Source organism: Calditrichia bacterium, assembly GCA_020634975.1.
Taxonomy (GTDB): Bacteria; Calditrichota; Calditrichia; order RBG-13-44-9; family J075; genus JACKAQ01.
In genome coordinates, this window is sequence record JACKAQ010000001.1 from 228,364 (window position 1) to 250,559 (window position 22,196).

The following is a 22,196-nucleotide window of genomic DNA, read 5'->3' on the forward strand; positions in this document are numbered from 1 at the left end:
TCAAACAACCTCCAATTATCCTATTCTGTAAGTGCATATTTTTATATGGCTTACGCGAAATGAAATTTAATTGGCAAACGCTTTGCTATTATAGCGAACATTTGATTAAGGAAGAATTTCGTGACTGAATACTGGATCATTTTTACCATCGGATTTTTTAGCAGCTTCGGACATTGTATTGGAATGTGCGGGGGATTTGTTACAGCATACACCATTCAATTACAAACCGGGGAACGCTATTCTACCAGTTTATTTCATCGGTTAACGCCGCACTTTCTGTATAATACCGGCAGAGTGTTTACATACAGTTTGCTGGGGGGGCTATTCGGATTGGTCGGCGAAACGTTGAATGTCATTGGCGGATTGCATGCATATCAGGGGGTTTTGCAAGCCGTTGCCGGTGTTTTGATGATTTTGATCGGTCTCGATATGGGTGGTTGGGTGCCATCCAAATATTCTTCCAGCTTTCCGGGGTACGACCTGTTTAAGCGATTAATCGGCCGTTCGTTACGCCAGTTACGAACCGGTAGGATGTTAGGTTTAGGGTTTGTTATGGGGTTCATTCCATGCGGTCTGGTGTATGCTGCCGGCGCAAAAGCTGCGGCTTCCGGCGGCATACTCAGCGGCATGGCAACGATGTTGTTTTTTGGTTTGGGAACATTCCCGGCACTAATTGCCGTTGGGTTGAGCGCAACGGCTGTTTCCGCAAATTTCCGCAGCAAGGTGTTTAAATTTGCCACAGTTTTGGTGATTGTGTTGGGAATTATTACCACTTATAAGGGATTTAACAACGCTTCCACAGCGTTTAACAAGCCCGTAACTCAAGAAATTCAATGCCACTAAAGGATTCCGGTTTGGTCGAAGCGCCCGAAAAATCACCGGTAACGACAGACGTTGCCTGCTACCACTGCGGTTTGCCATGTGCAGATGAAACGGTTCATCTGGACGAAAAAGCTTTTTGCTGCAATGGTTGCAAAATGGTGTACGAAATTTTGAACGAAAACGACCTTTGCCAATATTACGATTTGAACGAAAATCCCGGTGCACGCCCAAAAGCAGTGGAAATGCCCGAACGTTTCGCGTATCTGGATGATGAAGCTATTCAGCAGAAACTGACCGACTTCCGGGATGATCGCCTTACGAAAGTAACATTTTACATTCCGGCCATTCGCTGCAGTTCCTGTTTGTGGCTGTTGGAAAATCTCTACAAAATCAATCCGGCGTTCAGCCAGTCCAAAGTTGATTTTTTGCGGAAGGAACTATCGGTAACGTTTCGCCACACAGAAATTTCGTTGCGGCAAACGGTGGAACTATTGGCATCACTGGGTTATGAGCCGCTCATTAATCTGGATGGCGTTGGCAATCAGCAATCGCAACAGCGCACCAACCGCAGTTTATACATTAAAATAGGCGTTGCCGGATTTTGCTTTGGCAACATTATGTTGCTCAGTTTTCCGGAATATCTGGCCATCGGCGATACGATTACTCCGGGTTTTCGCCGGTTTTTTGGCGTGATGAACATTTTGCTGTCGCTGCCGGTGCTGTTTTACAGCGCGATCGATTATCTGAAATCCGCATATGCCAGCTTGCGCCACCGCGCCATTAATATTGATGTGCCGCTTTCGCTGGGCATTTTGGCGATGTTCGGTCGCAGCCTGATCGAAATTTTGTGGTACAACAGCGCCGGATACATGGACTCATTTGCAGGACTGGTATTTTTGCTGCTCATCGGTAAAATATTCCAGCAAAAAACGTATGACAATCTATCTTTCGAACGCGATTACAAATCATTTTTTCCCATCGCCATTACCCGCAAAACCGGTAACAGCGAAACCAGCATTCCGCTGGAAAAGCTGGAAGTCGGCGATCGCGTGGTGGTTCGCCATCAGGAATTGATTCCGGCGGACAGCGTGCTGATCAACGGCGACGGCATGATCGATTACAGCTTTGTTACCGGCGAAGCCGAACCGGTTGCCAAACACTCCGGCGATCTGGTTTACGCAGGCGGACGGCAGGTTGGCAGCGCCATCGAAATGGAAGTTGTGAAAGATGTCTCCCAAAGCTATCTCACGCAATTGTGGAATAACGACGCATTTGGCAATCCGGATGCACACAATATGAATTCCTTTGTAAACAGCATCAGCAAATATTTTACCATCGCGATTTTGAGCATTGCCACCATCGCCGGAATTTTCTGGCTGCAAACAGATGTGACACTTGCGCTGAACGCATTTACCGCTGTGCTGATCATCGCCTGCCCGTGTGCGTTGGCGCTTTCCACGCCATTCACGCTGGGCAACGTGCTGCGCATTTTCGGACGGAACCAATTTTATTTGAAAAATACGCAGGTGGTGGAAAATCTCGCCAAAATCAACAGCATCGTTTTCGATAAAACCGGAACCATTACCCAGCCGCGCAGCGCCGATGTGCAGTTCGTTTCGCTGAACGGTCGTCCGGATTTGAGCAATGAGAATCAAAATTTAGTAAAATCGTTGGTTAAACATTCGACGCATCCGCTGAGCTTCAACATCTTCCACTCAATTCAGGCAACCGCAACCGGTTCCGTAGAGGGGTACCTGGAAAAACCAGGTCTGGGGATAACCGGTACGGTAAATGGCCATGAATTAAAAGTGGGTTCAAAGGTGTTTATTGGGGGCAATATTGAGGCTCAGCGGGACAATGCGTCGCAGGTGTTTGTGTCGATTGACGGACAGGTTAAAGGATATTTCAACATATCCAACAGCTATCGCACCGGATTGCGCGATTTAATCGATAGATTGAGCGCAACTTTCCGGCTGTCGTTGATTTCCGGCGATAACGATCGCGAACGCGAAAACCTGCAACAATTTTTCGGCGAAACCGCTGAATTGCGGTTCAGCCAGTCGCCTCAGCAAAAGCTGGAATACATCAGCAGTCTGCAACATTCCGGCGCAAAAGTGCTGATGATCGGCGATGGCTTAAACGACGCCGGTGCATTGAAACAAAGCGATGTCGGCATTTCGATTTCGGAAGATCTCAACAGTTTTTCCCCTGCGTGTGATGCCATTTTAAACGCGAATGCTTTCGAACGGCTGGGCGATTTCATGCGTTTTTCGCGAACCGGGATGAATGTCATCCGGTTCAATTTGCTGCTTTCACTGTTGTACAATATCGTCGGATTATCCTTTGCAGTTTCCGGAACGCTCTCGCCGCTGATATGCGCAATCCTGATGCCCATCAGCTCAATTTCGGTCATCGCGATTGCCAGCGGTGCCACCGGATTGTTGGGACGCCGTTACGGATTATGGCAATAAACCATTGATAAAACAGAGGTTATAATCAAATGGGTGTAATCATTTTATTAATCGTTGCATGTGTTGTTTTTGCCGGTGGCTTTTTGCTGGCGTTTTTGTGGGCTGTAAAAACGGGTCAGTTTGATGACCGCTATACGCCATCCATGCGCATTTTATTGGATGATCAACCGTCAAACGATCAGAAGAAATCTAATAGCGGGAAACTCAACATACATCAATATACATCATCGCACTTTACATCTGACAGCAGGTTTTTAACACAAAAACGGAGGAATGTTTAATGGCCGTAGAGAATTTTTACTACGACAACAAGATCGTGCGTAATTTTGCATACGCAACGATGCTTTGGGGAGTCGTGGGAATGCTCGTCGGTGTGATTGCAGCACTTCAGGTTTTTTGGCCAGAAGCCAACCTGGGATTGCAGTTCACCACTTTCGGGCGTATCCGTCCGCTCCACACCAATGCCGTAATTTTTGCATTTGTCGGTAACGGCATTTTTATGGGGGTTTATTACTCTTTACAGCGCCTGTGCAAAGCACGAATGTTTAGTGATCTTTTAGGCAAATTGCACTTCTGGGGCTGGCAAATTATCATCGTTTTGGCGGCAGTAACCTTGCCGTTAGGAATCACCACATCCAAAGAATATGCCGAACTGGAATGGCCGATTGACATTTTGATCGCAGTCGTCTGGATTATTTTCGGTGTCAACATGATGGCAACCATTATCAAACGCCGTGAACGGCATATGTATGTTGCCATTTGGTTTTACATCGCCACATTTTTTACCGTTGCGATGCTTCACGTTGTTAACTCGCTGGCAATTCCGGTCAGTTTATTCAAAAGTTATTCTGTATTCGCAGGTGTGCAGGATGCACTGATCCAGTGGTGGTATGGTCACAATGCTGTGGCATTCTTTTTAACCACACCGTATCTGGGTTTGATGTATTACTTCCTGCCCAAAGCCGCTAACCGCCCGGTTTATTCCTACCGGTTGTCAATCATCCACTTTTGGGCGTTGATTTTTATTTACATTTGGGCTGGCCCGCACCACTTGTTGTATAACGCATTACCGGACTGGGCACAATCGCTCGGTATGGTTTTCTCGTTGATGCTAATCGCGCCATCTTGGGGCGGTATGCTGAACGGTCTGTTAACGTTGCGCGGCGCATGGGACCGGGTTCGCCAGGACCCAATTCTGAAATTTATGGTTGTTGCGGTAACCGCATATGGTATGGCAACATTTGAAGGCCCAATGCTTTCCATCAAAAGCGTAAACGCGCTTTCGCACTTCACAGACTGGACAATTGCCCACGTTCATATTGGCGCACTTGGCTGGAACGGTTTCCTTACCTTTGGTGTGCTTTACTGGATTTTCCCAAAAATTTTCAGAACAAAATTGCATTCTATCAAATTGGCCAACTTCCATTTCTGGATTGGCACTTTGGGGATTTTATTTTACGCAATCCCGATGTATTGGGCAGGCATTACCCAGGGCTTGATGTGGAAACAATTTAATGCCGATGGCTATTTGCAATACCCGATCTTTTTGGAAACGGTGCTCCAGCTTATCCCGATGTATATGTTACGCGCCTTTGGCGGCGTGTTATTCCTCGGTGGAACCATCGTTGGTGTGTATAACCTGATGAAAACAGCAATGGCCGGCAATTTGTTAGCGGACGAAGCAGATTCCGCACCCGCATTGGAAGCTGGACCATATGTTGATCATGGCAAAAACGTTTACGGACACCGTTTTCTGGAAAGCCGTCCGATTCAGTTTTCAGTACTTGCTGTCATTGCCGTTGCGATTGGCGGTGCCGTCGAGTTCATCCCGACAGCTTTGGTAGAATCGAACATCCCGACCATTGCCAGCGTTAAACCTTATACGCCGCTGGAATTAGAGGGACGCGATATTTACATCCGCGAAGGCTGTTACACATGCCACTCACAGCAAGTTCGTCCATTCCGCAGCGAAACAGAACGCTACGGCGAATACTCCAAACCGGGCGAATTTGTTTACGATCACCCATTCCAATGGGGATCCAAACGCCTCGGACCGGATTTGCACCGTGTCGGTCAAAAATACCCGGATGCATGGCATTACAACCACATGATGGATCCGCGTTCCATGTCGCCGGGATCGATCATGCCGCGTTACCCGTGGTTAAGCGAACAAGATGTTAATAAAGAAATGACACCCGGCAAAATTTCCGCAATGACAACGCTCGGTGTACCGTATCCGGATGGTTACGATCAGTTCGCGCTAAAAGATTACGATACGCAAGCCCAGCAAATTGCAGACGGTTTAAGCCAAAACGGCATTACAGTTGAAAAAGATAAAGAAATTGTCGCGCTGATTGGCTATCTGCAACGATTGGGTACCGATATCAAAATGGAACGGACTGCCCGAGTGGAGACAAAATAAGTGAAATTAGAGGCATATATTGAGTGTGAGCGCTAAGGCGCATTGGGGGCAACTGTGGGGGTTGTTGGCGCCTTAACGCATCACCTCAGTAACAGCCGAATAGAGGTACTAATGTATAAAGCAATTTTGGAAAACATCAACGGTGTGGAAATTTGGCCGGTTATCGGGCTGGTTATTTTCTTTGTTTTTTTCGTTGGAGTGCTGATTTGGGCATTCAGGTTAAAAAAAGAAGAAGTAGACCACATGGCCAACATTCCGTTGGAAGATGGGGATGAACATTTTAAAAACGGAGATTTATCCAATGGCTAGAAAAAAAATAAAAGATGAACTTCTAGACCACGATTATGATGGCATTCAGGAATTGGATAACGATTTGCCACCATGGTGGTTGTACATGTTCTATTTCACCATTGTATTTGGATTCGCGTATCTGCTTTATTTTCACGTACTTGATATCGGTGATTTGCAAGCTGCCGAATATCAGAAAGAAATGCAGGCAGCAGAAACAATGCTCGCGAAAAACAATGCAGAAAATCAGGCACAATCGCCTCAAGAGATGACGGTGTTAACGGACAGCGAAAATCTCGCAGCCGGTAAAGAAATCTTCATGACCAACTGTATGGCCTGCCACGGCGCAAACGGCGAAGGTGGTGTAGGACCCAACATGACGGATGAATATTGGATTCACGGCGGTGCTTTCAGCGATATTGTGAACACAATTGTGGTCGGTGTACCGGCAAAAGGAATGATCTCCTGGAAACCGATTTTATCACCAACCCAAATTCAGCAGGTTGCCAGCTACCTTACCACTTTGCAAGGCACAAATCCGCCAAACGGAAAAGAACCGCAAGGTGAAAAATATTCCGGCAGCTGAGGTCGAGTTGTAAAAAAACCAAACTATTCCACAGAGGTGGGTTTTATTTGGGGAAATTTCAATCGCACACCGGTGACGATACCAGCCGGTGTGCTGTTGATAAACAAACCTCTGAGGTATCGGCAGTATAAAGAACGGTTAATAAAATGGACGTTATAAAAGAATTACAACAGCAACAACAACCGGACGACAACGGAAAGCCGCAAAAAGATTCCGAAAAATATCGGGATCACGTTGCGACTGTTGATGACGAGGGTAAACGAATTTGGGTTTATCCCAAAAAACCTTCCGGAAATTTCTACAAAGCACGCACTTATGTAAGCTGGGTGCTGCTCGCATTTCTGTTTGGTGCACCGTTTATCAAAATTGGTGGACAGCCGCTGTTGCTGTTCAATATTCTGGAACGTAAATTTATCATTTTCGGTGTGAAATTCTGGCCGCAGGATTTTCACCTGTTCGCCCTTTCCCTGCTGACATTTATCGTATTTGTTATCTTGTTTACGGTTGTGTTTGGCAGGTTATTTTGCGGCTGGGCTTGCCCGCAAACCATTTTTCTGGAGATGGTTTTCCGCAAAATCGAATATTTTATCGAAGGTGATTCAAACCAGCAACGCAAACTGAACAAAGCACCCTGGAATTGGGAAAAAATCTGGAAAAAAGGAACAAAGCTCAGCATCTTTTATGCGCTCTCATTCCTTATCGGCAACACTTTCCTGGCCTATATTATTGGCGTGGATGAGTTATTTAAAATTATTACCGATCCACCGAGCCAGCATTTGGCAGGATTAACTGCGATGATTTTCTTCTCCACTGTTTTCTTTTGGGTATTTTCCTGGTTTCGGGAGCAAGCCTGCGTAATGGTATGCCCGTACGGCCGCCTGCAAGGCGTTTTGCTGGATCAAAATTCAATCGTCGTTTCATATGATTTTAATCGCGGTGAGCCACGTGGCAAACGTCGCCGTAATGTTACGGAAGCGAATCTGGGCGATTGCATCGATTGCACAATGTGCGTTCAGGTTTGCCCGACGGGTATCGACATCCGCAACGGTACGCAGTTGGAATGCGTCAACTGCACCGCCTGCATCGACGCTTGCGACGAAATTATGGATAAAGTGGAAAAACCGCGCGGTTTGATTCGCTATTCATCATACAACGGCATTGTCGAAGGTCAGAAATTAAAACTGACACCGCGAATCGTCGGTTATACCCTCATCCTGACAATTCTGTTGAGCTTAACCGGTTATTTGCTCACAAACCGGGTTCCTGTGGAAACGTCTATCTTGCGCACACCCGGAACATTATTCCAGGAAACGCCGGATGGCCAATATCAAAACCTGTACAATATTAAAGTGGTCAACAAAACAGCGGATGAAAAAGTAATCACGTTGAAATTGAACAACATTGCCGGATCTATTTTTATGGTCAGTGGCGATAAACTCAACGTGCCAAACGAAGGATTCGGTGAATCCGCATTTTTTGTCCGGATTCCCAAAGAACAAATTTTGCATCAAAAAACGCCCATCGAAATTTCTGTAATTGCAGACGGGCAGGAGCTGGAGGTTGTAAAAACAGCTTTCTTTGGTCCGGAAAAATGATGACACCTTTAATTAATTGTTGAATCAGGTTGAACTTAAGACAGGATAAATATAGAATGAACAAGGATTTATATTGGCCGATAGGCATCAGCGTAACATTGATTTTGTTTGTTGCGGGTCTTATTGGATTTGTGATTTTTTCGAAAACGGTACCGGTAAATCTGGTAAGTGAAAATTATTACGAAAACAGCCTGAATTACCAGCAGCAGATCGACGAATCGCAACGTGCATCCGAAGTTAAAAATGACATGACGATGCAATATGATTTACAGCAACAATCATTGAACATCCTGATCCCTAATTTGGCCGATAATTCAATTGTGGACGGAGAGGTTTATTTTTTCCGCCCATCTGACTCGCGAAAAGACCGGCGGATTGCCCTGGCAGTTGATGATGGGGGTCAACAACTGCTAAGCCTCGCCGATTTTGACAAAGGATTGTGGCGTGTCAGACTATCCTGGAATGTGAATAAAACCAGTTTTTACACGGAAGAAGTTCTGGTAATTCAATAGATCGTATTTTTTAAATTTGTAAGCATGCTGTAAAATGTTTTATCGTATGAGTGGTGGAAATTTCATTGAAGAAATCATATTCAACAGATCAACCAGATCAACTAATATCTTCAGCAAGCATAACTACGCTAACTGAAGAATTTGGTTATGAAAACACGGTTGTATCGCCAAAATTTCGATCTGCATCGTTTCTGATGACCGCTACCGAGGAATTAGGGGCGATTGCTGTTACCCAAAAGCATATATTGTTGGTCGATGACGAACCAAATTTGCTAAACACGATCGAATTTATTTTGGAAGCAGCGAACTACCGTGTTTCAACCGCTGCAGATGGGCAAAAAGGTTTGGCTAAATTACTCGATTATCAGAAAAATAACATTCAGGTGGATTTGCTGATAACCGACATCCGAATGCCACGTCTCAGCGGTATCGAGCTGATTGAACGTATAAAACAATTGGGCTTGCAAATTCCGGTGATGGTTATGTCCAATCACGGAAATCGCAGTATGAAATTACAGTTGAAACAGAAAGGTTGTGATTTTTTTCTGGATAAACCGGTCAACGATGACGATTTGTTGCGAGCTATCGAAAACATAATTGGACACTGATTTGATATCAGACCATCCATTTGATTCAAAAAAAAACACTCTGGCATTTGACAGAGTGTTTTTTTTTGAAAAAATTTGCGTTCACAGCTTAGCGTAACAACACCATTCGTTTCATTTCGCTTACCGAACCTGCGGAAACGCGGTAAAAATAGATTCCGCTGGAAACAACCTCACCACTATTATTTGTCGCATCCCACACAATTCGATGGCTTCCGGCTTCTTGCGTTTGCGATAACAGCGTTTTGATTTTTTGACCCAACGCGTTGTAAATAGCAATTTCCACCGTTGAGCGTTCCGGCAGTTGATAACGGATTTCCGTTACCGGATTGAACGGATTCGGGTAATTTTGGAACACCTCAAATTGGTTGGGCACGGCCGTTGAATTTTTGAAAATCCGTAATTGGCTGACGCCGGCACCAAGTTGCAACTGCTGTCCGTTTTGTAGCGGTAATTCCTGAATTTGCTCGCCATTGCGGTTAATTTGAACAACAACGCCATCCATTTGCCAATCGGAAATTTGTACAGAAACAGCGCGTTTGCTCGTTACGGTAATTTCGGCATTTTCGCCGGCGGCGATTCTCATATCACCGGTGAAACGGACGTCAAATCCATTATTATCAACAAATTGCGGTGGTAAAGAATAGCTGCGGATATCTGCTGTTTCAGGAAGATTTTCACCAAAAACAATTCCTGCGAATGGACGCCGCCAATTTCAGAAAAGGTCATTTTTGCAATCCGGCTAATTCGGCATTTGGGTCGGCAACGATTTTCGGCAAATCGCCGGATGCGCAGGAAAGCTCAATCGTTCCGGCACCCGATGCGCGAATCCAGTGACCGCTCCCTCCCCGATCGTGTCGGTCAGTTGATACGAGCCGTCGAATTCATATAGCGTTCCGGGAATGATGATGTTGCCGGGATCACTGACATTGCTCAACGATACATCGCAAGAAATTCCGCTAATCATATTCCAGCCTTCGTTTAGCGAGATACTCAACGTTTCAATCGCATCCCCGGCGATAGAAACCGCTTCGGCAGTCGGAAATTTCAACCAATATCCAACGCCCGGTGTCAATTCGGATTCGGTTTGGTAATTTCCATCAAACGAAAACAACGTTCCGGGAATATGGTTGGGAAAAAGAGTTGAAACGGAGCTATCGGAAGCGTGAAATGGTAGTCCGATCATATTCCAGCCTTCGCGGATGTTTGCGGTGAAACTGGATTGTTCAACAGAGCCTTCAAAATAAACGATGTATAATCCGGCAGAGATATCGGAAATGAGCACTTTTCCGGATGGAAAAAACGGATATGCACCCCATGCATCAGGTGTGTCGTAAAATCCGGCTTCAAAAATGTTGTCCGGATCAGAAATATCAACAATTCTCAATCCAGATTCGTAATGAGAAATATAGGCGTAATTTCCTTTGATATGCGTGTTGTGTGCCAACTGGTTCGGCGCAAGGTAAGTATCTCTTAATATTGGATTTGTGGGCGTTGAAATATCCCAAAATTTCACGGTTTTGCCAACTGTTTCCTCGGTGGACATCACAAAATTCTGATCTTCCGTTGGCCACACATTGTGCACATATCCGGCAGATGGAATTGTGATCCGGTGGATCAGCGATGGGCTGGCAGGATTGGTCACATCATAAATACCAATGCTCGGTTGGCTGCCTTCAGCGATATACAGCACGCCGTTTTTTGCATACATATCGTGGCTGTCCGGGCCAAATTGGGTTAGCGCAACCGGATTTAGCGGATCGGCCAAACTGTACACATGAACGGAGGTGTTAAACCGGAAATCATCGGATACATAAAGAATTGCAGCATCCGTATCAATATAGATGTTGTGTGGATTTCCGGAGGTGTTCAGCGTAAACGAATTCACCAAAGTTGCGGATGTCGGCAGGTTCGATAAATCTATAATTTGCAATATTTTATTAGCTTCTGTCATCGTGTAGGCATAGTGCTGGTAAGTTTTGATATCCTTCCAGGTTGAAAAAGCGCTGCCGATAAACGCCACTTCTGCAGCATTGGCGGCATCCGTGATATCAACAATGCTGGTGCCGCTTCTGACACCCAACAGTGCATATTCGCGCCCCTGTGCATCAATATATCCCCAACAATCGTTGTAACCGGTGCCGGCGTAGCTGTTCAATTGTTTGAGCAGCGGCACATTTGGACTGCCTTGCGCAAATGCACTTCCGATAAACACAGTGGCAAAAAAAATCAGCGTTCTCACAACGCTTTTCGATACTCTTTTCATGAAAAATCCCCGGAAATTTTTAAATTGATACAAAATAACAGTTACAGTAGAGCGAATGAGTCAGAATCATATTTAACAAATGATTCAGGTTTATCAAATGATTTTTTTTGTGGATATTTTGGGAGGAACAGCTTGGTCAAAAAAAGTGCCATCAACGTTGAATGGTTGATGGCACTAAAATTTATGCGAATGGTAACTATCTGTTTTTAATACGCTTCGCTAAGCAAATTGCCCGGGTTGATCAACCGGAAATTGCCGTAACCCATATCATCCTGAAAAATTACCTGCAACTTGTGGCTGCGATATTGCCAAATTTCGTAATAACCCATCATCGAACCATCCGATTGGCGGGCGATATTATCCGGTTGCCCCAACATCACATAAACTTTGCTGCGGTCGTTCAAATTGAACGGTGTGTTCGAGCCTTGCTGAAACAGGATTTTGGCCGTTATGGCGCGTTCATAAAATTCCGCCATCAATTCGTTGAATTGCGTTTTCGGTGTGGGATCGCGATCCAGCCAAAATGCATCGATGGCAGCTTGCAGTACTGCAGCACCGGGTTCGGTTTTGGCGAGTGAATTCAGATATTCCCATTCATCGTGGCTGGCGATGAGGCGAATTTCCTGCAAAATTTCATCCGCATCGCGAAAGCGCAAATCTGTGGGGCTTTGGAAAATCGCATACGGTTTCTGGCGTTCCAGATGCACTTGCCCTTTTCGCGGATAAACAGCTACTGCCAACCGGCAATTACCGGGATCGAAATCCGAGGTGTACACCGTTCCCATTACCGGAATCCGGGCGCGTTTCAGCGGCAGCACATTCCGGGAAATTTCCTCAACCCGATCATCGCGGATGATCTGCACTACATATTCTGCTGAATCGTTCGGAGATGGATTTTGAGTGTAAATTTCGAAATAATAATACATGCGATCGCGGTTCAACCCATAAACCCGATGCGCATCCGGTAACACACTCGCTATCCGTCCTTTGCCTTGCAGTTGGATAACATCCTTTTTGCCCAACATCAGATCGCTGATATCAACCGCGTACGGTTTTTCCAGATCAACATTAAACTGAATTCCTTTCACCAGCGCTTTGTTGATATTTTTATCGGTAACCGCCGCCTCTGCGCGATAGTAGCCATTCGGCAACCCGAAATTGATCCGGAAATAACGATTCCATTTGTATGCAGCGATGTCGTCATATTCCCTTACCCAAACCGTATCCGAAAGCTGATTGCTTTCGATGCGCTGCCCATCTTCCCTGATGATCGCCAGATCAATTTCATATGTTGCCAAAAAACCGTTTCCGGTATTTTCAAACACCAAATCTGTAGGTGCAACTTCAATAATAACAGATGTTTGCAATTTTCCCGATTTTGCATCAATCCCACTCCAGACATCCATGTAAACCGCCGGTGCCGGATTCCGCCATTCGTTATGAATGATGTATCCGTTTCCCGATACCGATTGCGGAAATGCGAAAAATACCGTCCCAACCCCTAATGCCAAACCGATTTTCCGAACCGCAATTTTACCCAATTCCCAAAAATTTTTCATAATTGCACCCCAAAACAAGCTGCCAAAATTGCAGCTTATATTAACCCAAGCGTTTGATTTTCCTCGGCTGACAAACCGGACGGGAGGAAACAGAAGTTGCAATCTTTCAGAAATACAGCCGACACAACTGATCATACGAATTTCATGCCATCAATTAATTTTAGCGTCTCTTGGTGTTATTGAATAAAAAAATCGACTGTAAACAATTGTATTCTTTGAGTTAATAAATTTAATTTCTGTGATTGGTTTTAGATGTGTTATCCGGCGTTTCGTGCAGTCGACGAGATTTTATGCAGCTGATGACGATATCCAATACGCAAGCAGTTCCGTTGATTCTCAATAATGAAGATATTATTTGTGACCGGATCGAATTTTGTGTATAATTTTGGCATTATATCAAAACAGAAACTGTTGGCAATAAAGGATATGTTATGAAAAGGCATGGTTTTAGCGAACATCCGATTTACCGTGATTTACAGCGCCGTATTTTGATTTTGGACGGCGCGATGGGAACGATGATCCAGGGTTACAAATTGCAGGAATCCGATTTTCGAGGTGAGCGGTTTGCTGATTATCCCTCCGATTTGAAAGGCAATAACGATCTGCTGAGCATCACCCAACCGCAGATTATCAAAGAAATCCATCGCCAATATTTCGATGCCGGGGCAGATATTGTTGAAACAAACACCTTTAGCGCCAACGGTATTTCGATGATCGATTATAATATGGTCGATCTTGTTTATGAGATAAACTACGAATCTGCGAAAGTTGCCTGCGCAGCGCGCGATGAATTCGTTGCGGAAAATCCCGGTGCGGTGCGCTGGGTTGCCGGTGCGCTCGGCCCGACAAACCGCACGGCGTCGATGTCGCCGGATGTGAATCGCCCGGCATTTCGCAACGCCACATTCGCGGACATGCGCAACGCATATTACGAGCAGGTTCGCGGATTGGTGGAAGGCGGCGTGGATTTGCTGATGGTGGAAACCATTTTCGATACGCTGAACGCCAAAGCCGCGCTGTTCGCCATCGACGAATATTTTGAGGCAACCGGCAAACGCCTGCCAATTATGGCGTCCGTTACAATTGTGGATGCCAGCGGTCGCACGCTTTCCGGGCAAACGCTGGAAGCATTCTGGACATCGATCAATCACGCGGATTTGCTGAGCGTCGGCATCAACTGCGCGCTCGGTGCGCAGGAAATGCGCCCGTATATCGAGGAGCTTTCCGGCATGGCGAATGTGTTTGTAAGCTGCTACCCGAACGCCGGTTTGCCGAATGAATTTGGCGGATACGACCAAACACCTGCAGAAATGGCGGCACTGCTGGCAGATTTCGCGGACAGCGGATTTTTGAATATCGTCGGTAGTTGCTGCGGCAGCACACCGGCGTTTACCCGCGCCATCGCCGAGGCGATGAAAAACCGATCGCCCCGCCAGATTCCCGAACTTCCCCCCTACCCGCGTTTTTCCGGGATGGAGCCGTTGGTCGTTCGCCCGGACAGCAATTTTCTGAACGTGGGCGAACGCTGCAACGTTACCGGCAGTCGCCGTTTCGCTAAACTCATATTAAACAATCAGTTCGACGAAGCACTGGATGTCGCGCAAAAACAGGTGGAAAACGGCGCGCAAATTCTCGATATCAACATGGACGAAGGCATGCTCGATTCCAAAGCCGCGATGGTGCATTTTCTCAACCTCATCGCTTCTGAACCGGATATTGCCAAACTGCCGATTATGATTGATTCCTCAAAATGGGAAGTAATCGAAGCCGGACTGCAATGCGCGCAGGGCAAATGCATCGTCAATTCGATCAGCATGAAGGAAGGTGAGGACGTTTTTCTGCAACACGCCAAACTGGCGCGGCGCTACGGCGCAGCGGTGATCGTGATGGCTTTTGACGAAAAAGGTCAGGCAGAAACGGTTGAGCGGAAAACGGAAATTTGCACCCGCGCTTTTCGTCTGCTCACCGAGGAAATCGGTTTTCCCCCGCAGGACATTATTTTTGACCCGAATATTTTCGCGGTCGCAACCGGCATCGAAGAACACAACGATTACGCCGTGGAGTTCATCGAAGCGACGCGCCACATCAAAACGCATTTGAAAGGCGCACTGATCAGCGGCGGCGTCAGCAATATTTCATTTTCGTTTCGCGGTAACGATCCGGTTCGCGAAGCGATGCACTCGGCATTTTTGTATCACGCCATCAAAGCAGGGATGGATATGGGTATCGTCAACGCCGGACAAATTACGGTATATGAAGACATCGACAAAAACTTGCTCAAATTGGTGGAAGATGTGCTGCTCAATCGCAACAACGAAGCCACAGAAAAACTGGTGGATTTCGCTGAAACTGTGAAATCGCAGGGCAAAAAAACCGTAGCGGATGCGGAATGGCGCAAATTGCCGGTTGAGGAGCGATTGAAACACGCGCTGATCAAAGGCATCGTGGAATTTATCGAATCCGATACAGAGGAAGCCCGCCAAAAACTGGAGCGACCGCTAAAAGTGATTGAAGGTCCGTTGATGGACGGAATGAACGTGGTTGGCGATCTGTTTGGCGCGGGAAAAATGTTTCTGCCGCAGGTGGTCAAAAGCGCCCGGGTGATGAAACGCGCGGTGGCGTATTTGCAGCCATACATGGAAGCAGAAAAAGCGGAAAACGCCGCCAAAACCGCCGGAAAAGTGTTGCTGGCAACCGCCAAAGGCGATGTGCACGACATCGGCAAAAATATTGTGGGCATCGTTCTGGCGTGTAATAATTACGAAATTATCGATCTCGGCGTGATGGTTCCGGCGGATAAAATTCTCAAAGCAGCCAAAGAACACAACGTGGATGTGATCGGCATCAGCGGATTGATTACGCCATCGCTGGACGAAATGGTGCACGTTGCCCGCGAAATGCAACGCGAAAAATTTACGCTGCCGCTGCTGATCGGCGGCGCAACCACCTCGAAAGCGCACACGGCGGTGAAAATCGATCCGGCGTACGAACAACCAGTGGTCTATGTGTTGGACGCATCGCGGGCGGTTGGCGTGGTGAGCAATTTGCTCAGCAAAACCCAGCGCGAAGATTTTGTGAAATCGCTGAAAAACGAATATGTTGAGGTTCGCGAGGCACATCGCCGGAAGCACGGCGACAAACAACTGGCGACCATCGCCGCAGCCCGGGACAATTCGCTGAAGCTGAATTTTAGCGAAAAAGAGATCACAAAACCGGAATTTTTGGGCACCAAAGTATTTGAAAATTATCCACTTGCGGAAATTCGCGAGCGCATCGACTGGACGCCGTTTTTCCAGACTTGGGAAATGAAAGGCAGCTACCCGAAAATTCTCGAACACGAAACATACGGTCCCGAAGCGCAGAAATTGTTCGACGATGCGCAGCAACTGCTGAATGAAATTGTCGATAAACAATTGCTCACCGCCAACGCGGTGATCGGCTTTTTCCCGGCAAATTCGGTTGGCGACGATATCGAAATTTATACCGACGAATCGCGGAAACACGAGCAGACCGTGGTTCATACATTACGGCAGCAAATGCAGCGCAACGATGATCGATCCAATATGTCGCTGGCGGATTTTGTTGCCCCGGCGGACAGTGGCGTTGCCGATTACATCGGCGGATTTGCCGTCACCGCAGGCATCGGCATCGAACAATTGGTCGCCCGTTTCGAGGCGGAGAATGACGATTACAACGCGATTCTCGCCAAAGCGTTGGCAGATCGGCTGGCAGAAGCGTTCGCAGAATTGATGCACGAGCGCGTCCGAAAGGAATTATGGGGATACTCACCCGACGAAACCCTCGACAATGATGCGTTGATTCACGAAAAATATCGCGGTATTCGCCCGGCACCCGGTTATCCGGCTTGCCCGGATCACACCGAAAAACCGGCGTTGTTCGAACTGCTCGCAGCGACCGCCACAACCGGTATTTCCCTCACAGAAAATTTTGCAATGCTGCCGGCGGCATCGGTGAGCGGCTATTATTTTGCGCATCCCGAATCGCGTTATTTCGGCATCGGGCGCATCGGGAAAGACCAGGTTGCAGATTACGCCCGTCGAAAAGGCATGAGCATCACCGAAGCCGAACGTTGGCTGGCACCTATTTTAGGATACGAGGTATAAAATGATTGTGGGAAAACAGATCCGGATGATTGCATTCGACGCAGACGACACACTTTGGGTGAATGAGCCGTTTTATCGCGAAGTGGAGGCTGCAATTGAAGATATGTTAAGCAATTACGTGGATCCCGAAAAATTTCTGGATTTGCTCTACGAACGCGAGTTGGCAAATTTGCGAGTGTTTGGGTACGGTGCAAAAGGCTTTACCCTTTCGCTGATCGAAACAGTGATTGAACTGACCGACTATCGCGTGACCACCGTTCACATCCAAAAAATTATCGAGATGGGCAAATCGCTTCTCACCAAGCCGATTGAATTTTTACCGGATGCCGAAAGCACGATCAAAAAATTGTCGGCGGATTTTCCGCTGATGATCATCACCAAAGGCGATCTGTTCGATCAGGAAAGCAAGGTTGCCCGCTCCGGCATTGCACCGCTGTTTAAACATGTGGAAATTGTTAGTGAAAAAACGCCGGAGGTGTACCGGCGAATTTTGGAACAATACGACATAGCACCGGAGGAGTTTTGCATGATCGGTAATTCGCTGAAATCGGATATTTTGCCGGTGCTGGAAATCGGCGGAAACGCGGTGCACATTCCTTTTCACACTACCTGGGTTCACGAACATGTCGATCCCGAAATTTTGGCAAATTACCATTTTACGACTGTCACCGGTATCAGGAAATTGACGGAAATTTTCAATCCAAATTCAGATTTTTGAACAACTTGCAATATCAAAAGGTTACCCGATGACCAAAACAGAATTAGCCAAAGCAATATACGATACCTGCCACATCACCGGCGAATTTTTGCTGCGCTCCGGCGCGATCAGCAACGAATATTTTGACAAATATTTGTTCGAAGCACAGCCAGAAATTCTGAAGGCCGTTGCAGAACACCTGTTGCCACTGATCCCTAAAGACACGGATTTGCTCGCCGGACTGGAAATGGGCGGCATTCCGGTAGTGACGATGCTGTCGCAATTGAGCGGCATTCCGGCGCTGTTCGTGCGTAAAGAAGCCAAAACTTACGGCACTTGCAAACTGGCAGAAGGCGGCGACATCGCCGGAAAAAAATTGCTGATCGTGGAAGATGTGGTCACATCCGGCGGGCAAATTTTGCTGTCGGCAGAAGATTTGCGCAAGCTCGGCGCGAAAATTGAATCGGTTGTCTGCGTCATCGACCGGCAATCCGGCGGGCGGGAAAATCTGGCGAAAGCCAATTTGCAACTCCTGCCATTGCTGACAATGAGCGAAATCAAAACGGCTGCCGGTGTTTTGTGATCCTGTAGCGTATCATTTATCCGAAGCGGGCGTAAACTACAGTAATTGCTAATAGATTACGGACTCAGTTCGATAATCAATCTGTAAGATAAAATCACAGGGAAGTGATGAGCGAAACCTACACATACAGCATTCCTAAAGCGGATTACGCTTCTCTTGTTGACGGATTTCTCAACAAAAAGTGCCAAAACCTCCGATTTCAAATTATCAACAATTATCAGGATTTTCAGCAACGCCGGGATGAATGGAACGCGTTGGTTGAACAATCGCTCAACGATTACGTTTTTTTGCGGCATGAATGGTTCGATGTCTGGTGGAATAACTTTGGTAACGGTAGCCAGCTTTTTGTGGTGATGGTTTATGTCGATGAACAGCTCGTTGCCATCGCACCGCTGATGATCGGCAAATGGCGATTGCGATTTGTCAGTGTTCGCTGCCTCAAGTTCATGGAAAATGACGAATCGCCGCGCTGTGAATTTATTTTTCACCCGAAATATTTTTTTGTTTTGTCGCGATTACTCAATTTTATCAGCCGACATTCCCGGTCATGGGATTTGGTTTTATTTCGCAATATTTCATCGTTTAGCCCCACATTTATCGCATTAAAGCACTTCCTTTCCAAACGAAAATTTGCTCACGGTTTTCAGGATGCGCTCGTTTCGCCGTTTATCCAATTTAGCGGAAATTGGGATGATTTTCTCGGAACGTTGTCCAAACGATTCCGGCGCAGTATCCGCCAGTTCCGGCGTAAAGCCTTTGCCAATGGCAACGTAACCTACGAAGAAATTAATGTCTCACCCGCAAATGCGGTGCTGTTGATGAACACACTGTCATCAATTGGCAGCCACAGTTGGAAAAATCCGATCAACTCGGATATAGGCAGCGGGCAAAACCGGCGCAAATTTTTTGCAGAACTGAGCCGGATCAGCAGCTTTCACGGGTGGCTGAAAATATGGATTCTTCGGGTTGATAATAAACCCGTGGCATTTCACTACATCCTCAACTACAATAATATCAGTTATTTACTGCGCTCGGAATTTGATGAAAATTATCGCGATTTGTCGCCTGGCAGCACGTTGCAGACAATCGTTATCGAAAACTTTTTCCGCAATCAAGGTCAGGAATTCGATTTTTGCGGCGGCGATGATGCATACAAAAAACATTGGACAAAAGAAAATCGCCACCACAAAACCGTGTTTATTTTTTCTGATTATATTAAAAGCCAGTTGCTGTATTTAATGGAATTTCAATTACTTACGCGATTGAAAAAAATCAGGGATCACAAAAAAACGCAGCACCAACTGTTGCGGATTTCCAATGTTGTGGGTGGAAATTTCGCCGTTTTTCAAAAGCTGCGTAACCTGAGCGAATAAAAAAATGATATATTATTGACCGTTCATTTTCGGAGGAAAAATTTGGTGAAAGATAGATTTTTAATGTTCGTAATATTCCCACTATTTTTTCTGATTTCCATTTTGTCTACAGTTTTTATTTGTGAGCACATCAGCCTGATTCCGGATTTGGGTAACAAAGAATATCTGTTTATCGTGATTGCTATTACGAGCATTTATTTTCTCAACCTTCAATGGGTTAGGCGTAAGTCCAAATATATAATCATACTTATCGCCAACATTTTGGCAATTGAAATTCTGTTGCAAATTGCTGCTTTGGCGGGAATTATTCCCGGAATGCGCATCATGTGGCGAACGCCGTTTGGGCGCAGCTATCACAGCGCGGAAGGATTCAGCAATGGATTTATGAATCGCCAGGGCTGGCATTACGCCAATTTTGATGCAGATTCCACCGCGCACCGCATCGCGCTGATCGGCGATAGCTTTATCGAAGCACACGAAATTCCCACGAAAAAACACCTCGGCGTTCGGCTTGAATCGACATTCAATTCCAAAAACCCGGATGACCCGTTTTACCGGGTGTCTGCGTTGGGAATTACCGGCGCTGGTCCTGCCCAATATCTGGAAATTTTGAAATTCGGATATCGCCATTTGAAGCCGGAAACAGCAATTGTATTCCTGTTTTTGGGCAACGATTTCAGTAATTCGCTGCACGAAGCGGAGTCCAACATGCGCAAACCACCGGTCGAATACATTTATTATACGCTCGATGATTCCGGAGAGCTGGCATTGTTGCCCGGTAGCGAAAAAGCCCGCGAAGATCTGTTTGACGCAATGGAGAGCAACTATTCGCTGAGCCCGGGACAGTTGGTCAAAACCGGATTTGGATACATTTTACTACCGCAGATTGTTGGAAATGTGTTTCAAAAAATACGTTTTATGCTGAAAAAAAACAAACACTTGCAAGAATCAGCCGACGAAGTTGAACAAGATTTCAACCGCATCGGGCTGGCTTTCGATGCCTTTATTTTTCGTCAACCGGTCGATTCGACCGGGGAAAAAGCATACGCTATCGTCGAAAAACTAATGTTAAAAATGCAGCGATTTTCCGAACAAAAAGGAATCGATTTGATCTTCGTGACGATTCCCCATTTCCCGGAAGTGTTTTTCCGAAACCAAACCGGTGCCAACTGGTCTATGGTTTACAACAATTACGATTTTTTATCGCCGGAAAACAGGTTGAGCGAATTCGCCGCCAGTCAGCAACTCACATTTTGGAAAACCGGAGCGTGGCTGCAAGAATCCGGAATGACGGTTGAAGACGTTCAATCGCTGTATTTTCTGGATGGATCGGGACATCTCACGCCAAAAGGTCATGCGCTGTTTGCCAAATTTATTGGTGAACGGCTGCAGTTTCACTTTCGGCGAAAGCAGGCGTTTCACATCGCCGAAACGCCGGAGCAGTGATCACCGGAAAATTCGCGACCGAAACAAAATGTGTTTGCAAAAACGGAATTTTTATCTAACTTTGGGCGTTAACAAAACAGAAAATAGAAGCGTATGTTTACAATTAACCACAATTTGCATCATCATCACCTGACGGATCAGTAACCGGCAGCGTTTGTGGTTGACAAAATAAAGTCCACAACAATTTCAAAACCCGCTGCCAGATTGGTGAGCGGGTTTTTCTTTTTCTGAGGGATTCATGCGAAAAGCAACGATTGAACGCAACACCAGCGAAACCCAAATTTCGATGACGCTGAATATCGATGGCAGCGGAAAAAATCAGATTGAAACGCCGGTGGGATTTCTGACCCACATGCTCGACGCGTTCGCAAAGCACGGTATTTTTGACTTTACGGCAAAAATTTCCGGCGATATGCATGTGGATGCCCATCACACCATCGAAGATACAGGTATCGTTTTGGGCGAAGTGCTCAAAGCAGCGCTCGGCGATAAACGCGGCATCAAACGCGCCGGATTCTGGATGTATCCGATGGACGAAGCGCTGGCCAGTGTTGCGCTGGATTTATCCGGTCGCCCGTTTTTGGTATGGGATGTGGATTTTCAACGCCCGCAATCGGCGATTTTCCGACGGAATTGTTCGAAGATTTCTTTTTGGGATTTACCAACGCGCTCGCCGCAAATGTGCATGTAAAAGTGCACTACGGTCGGTCGGATCACCACAAAATTGAGGCAGTGTTTAAAGCGCTGGCAAAATCGCTGAAAACCGCCTGCGAAATTGAACCGCGCATCAAAAATGATATTCCCAGCACCAAAGGGAAACTTTGAGATTGAGACTGAATTCAGAACC

At 46.4% G+C, this 22,196-nt stretch carries 18 protein-coding genes and 1 pseudogene; 15 read left to right on the forward strand and 4 right to left on the reverse strand.

Annotated features, from left to right (window positions below):
* The first annotated feature begins 120 nt into the window (after window positions 1-120).
* From H6629_00930 to H6629_00970, 9 genes are all read left to right on the forward strand, one after another.
* The gene (locus H6629_00930; protein MCB9066360.1) at window positions 121-843 is read left to right on the forward strand and encodes a sulfite exporter TauE/SafE family protein; all 723 of its coding nucleotides are present in this window, start codon (window positions 121-123) and stop codon (window positions 841-843) included.
* Window positions 834-3,293 (forward strand): heavy metal translocating P-type ATPase metal-binding domain-containing protein, encoded by a 2,460-nt coding sequence (locus H6629_00935; protein ID MCB9066361.1) that lies wholly within the window; start codon window positions 834-836, stop codon window positions 3,291-3,293. The genes H6629_00930 and H6629_00935 overlap by 10 nt, the downstream gene beginning before the upstream one ends.
* 29 nt (window positions 3,294-3,322) lie before the next feature.
* Window positions 3,323-3,574: a cbb3-type cytochrome oxidase assembly protein CcoS gene (gene ccoS, locus H6629_00940; GenBank protein MCB9066362.1), complete on the forward strand. Its 252-nt coding sequence runs from the start codon at window positions 3,323-3,325 to the stop codon at window positions 3,572-3,574.
* Window positions 3,574-5,715 (forward strand): cytochrome-c oxidase, cbb3-type subunit I, encoded by a 2,142-nt coding sequence (gene ccoN, locus H6629_00945; protein ID MCB9066363.1) that lies wholly within the window; start codon window positions 3,574-3,576, stop codon window positions 5,713-5,715. Before ccoS ends, ccoN begins: the two co-directional genes overlap by 1 nt.
* 111 nt (window positions 5,716-5,826) lie before the next feature.
* On the forward strand, window positions 5,827-6,024 hold the full coding sequence (locus H6629_00950; GenBank protein MCB9066364.1) for a CcoQ/FixQ family Cbb3-type cytochrome c oxidase assembly chaperone: 198 nt from the start codon (window positions 5,827-5,829) through the stop codon (window positions 6,022-6,024).
* Window positions 6,017-6,589, forward strand: a complete 573-nt coding sequence (locus tag H6629_00955) for a c-type cytochrome (protein MCB9066365.1) — start codon at window positions 6,017-6,019, stop codon at window positions 6,587-6,589. Before H6629_00950 ends, H6629_00955 begins: the two co-directional genes overlap by 8 nt.
* Window positions 6,590-6,735: 146 nt before the next feature.
* Entirely contained in the window at window positions 6,736-8,184 is a 1,449-nt protein-coding gene (gene ccoG / locus H6629_00960; protein MCB9066366.1) for a cytochrome c oxidase accessory protein CcoG, read from the forward strand.
* 56 nt (window positions 8,185-8,240) lie between these two features.
* Window positions 8,241-8,696: a FixH family protein gene (locus tag H6629_00965; protein MCB9066367.1), complete on the forward strand. Its 456-nt coding sequence runs from the start codon at window positions 8,241-8,243 to the stop codon at window positions 8,694-8,696.
* Window positions 8,697-8,761: 65 nt separating this feature from the next.
* Window positions 8,762-9,304: a response regulator gene (locus tag H6629_00970; protein ID MCB9066368.1), complete on the forward strand. Its 543-nt coding sequence runs from the start codon at window positions 8,762-8,764 to the stop codon at window positions 9,302-9,304.
* Between the two features lie 88 nt (window positions 9,305-9,392).
* Here H6629_00970 and H6629_00975 read toward each other — a convergent pair whose 3' ends face one another.
* From H6629_00975 to H6629_00990, 4 genes are all read right to left on the reverse strand, one after another.
* Entirely contained in the window at window positions 9,393-9,887 is a 495-nt protein-coding gene (locus tag H6629_00975; GenBank protein MCB9066369.1) for a T9SS type A sorting domain-containing protein, read from the reverse strand.
* Window positions 9,884-10,030 carry a hypothetical protein gene (locus tag H6629_00980; GenBank protein ID MCB9066370.1) on the reverse strand — a complete coding sequence of 49 codons (147 nt, stop codon included), beginning with the start codon at window positions 10,028-10,030 and terminating at the stop codon, window positions 9,884-9,886. The genes H6629_00975 and H6629_00980 overlap by 4 nt, the downstream gene beginning before the upstream one ends.
* A 13-nt stretch (window positions 10,031-10,043) precedes the next feature.
* The gene (locus H6629_00985) at window positions 10,044-11,567 is read right to left on the reverse strand and encodes a choice-of-anchor B family protein (protein MCB9066371.1); all 1,524 of its coding nucleotides are present in this window, start codon (window positions 11,565-11,567) and stop codon (window positions 10,044-10,046) included.
* 206 nt (window positions 11,568-11,773) lie between these two features.
* On the reverse strand, window positions 11,774-13,126 hold the full coding sequence (locus tag H6629_00990; protein ID MCB9066372.1) for a GWxTD domain-containing protein: 1,353 nt from the start codon (window positions 13,124-13,126) through the stop codon (window positions 11,774-11,776).
* A gap of 431 nt (window positions 13,127-13,557) precedes the next feature.
* On the opposite strand from H6629_00990, the gene metH reads away from it, so the two are divergent.
* From metH to hisB, 6 genes and pseudogenes are all read left to right on the forward strand, one after another.
* Entirely contained in the window at window positions 13,558-17,250 is a 3,693-nt protein-coding gene (gene metH, locus H6629_00995; protein MCB9066373.1) for a methionine synthase, read from the forward strand.
* A gap of 19 nt (window positions 17,251-17,269) precedes the next feature.
* Entirely contained in the window at window positions 17,270-17,968 is a 699-nt protein-coding gene (locus H6629_01000) for an HAD family hydrolase (GenBank protein ID MCB9066374.1), read from the forward strand.
* Window positions 17,969-17,996: 28 nt separating this feature from the next.
* Window positions 17,997-18,530: an orotate phosphoribosyltransferase gene (gene pyrE, locus H6629_01005; GenBank protein ID MCB9066375.1), complete on the forward strand. Its 534-nt coding sequence runs from the start codon at window positions 17,997-17,999 to the stop codon at window positions 18,528-18,530.
* A gap of 107 nt (window positions 18,531-18,637) precedes the next feature.
* Window positions 18,638-19,903, forward strand: coding sequence for a GNAT family N-acetyltransferase (locus H6629_01010; GenBank protein MCB9066376.1), 1,266 nt, complete (start codon window positions 18,638-18,640; stop codon window positions 19,901-19,903).
* A gap of 63 nt (window positions 19,904-19,966) precedes the next feature.
* On the forward strand, window positions 19,967-21,349 hold the full coding sequence (locus tag H6629_01015) for an SGNH/GDSL hydrolase family protein (protein MCB9066377.1): 1,383 nt from the start codon (window positions 19,967-19,969) through the stop codon (window positions 21,347-21,349).
* Window positions 21,350-21,587: 238 nt separating this feature from the next.
* Window positions 21,588-22,174: pseudogene (gene hisB / locus H6629_01020) on the forward strand (imidazoleglycerol-phosphate dehydratase HisB).
* Window positions 22,175-22,196: the final 22 nt, after the last annotated feature.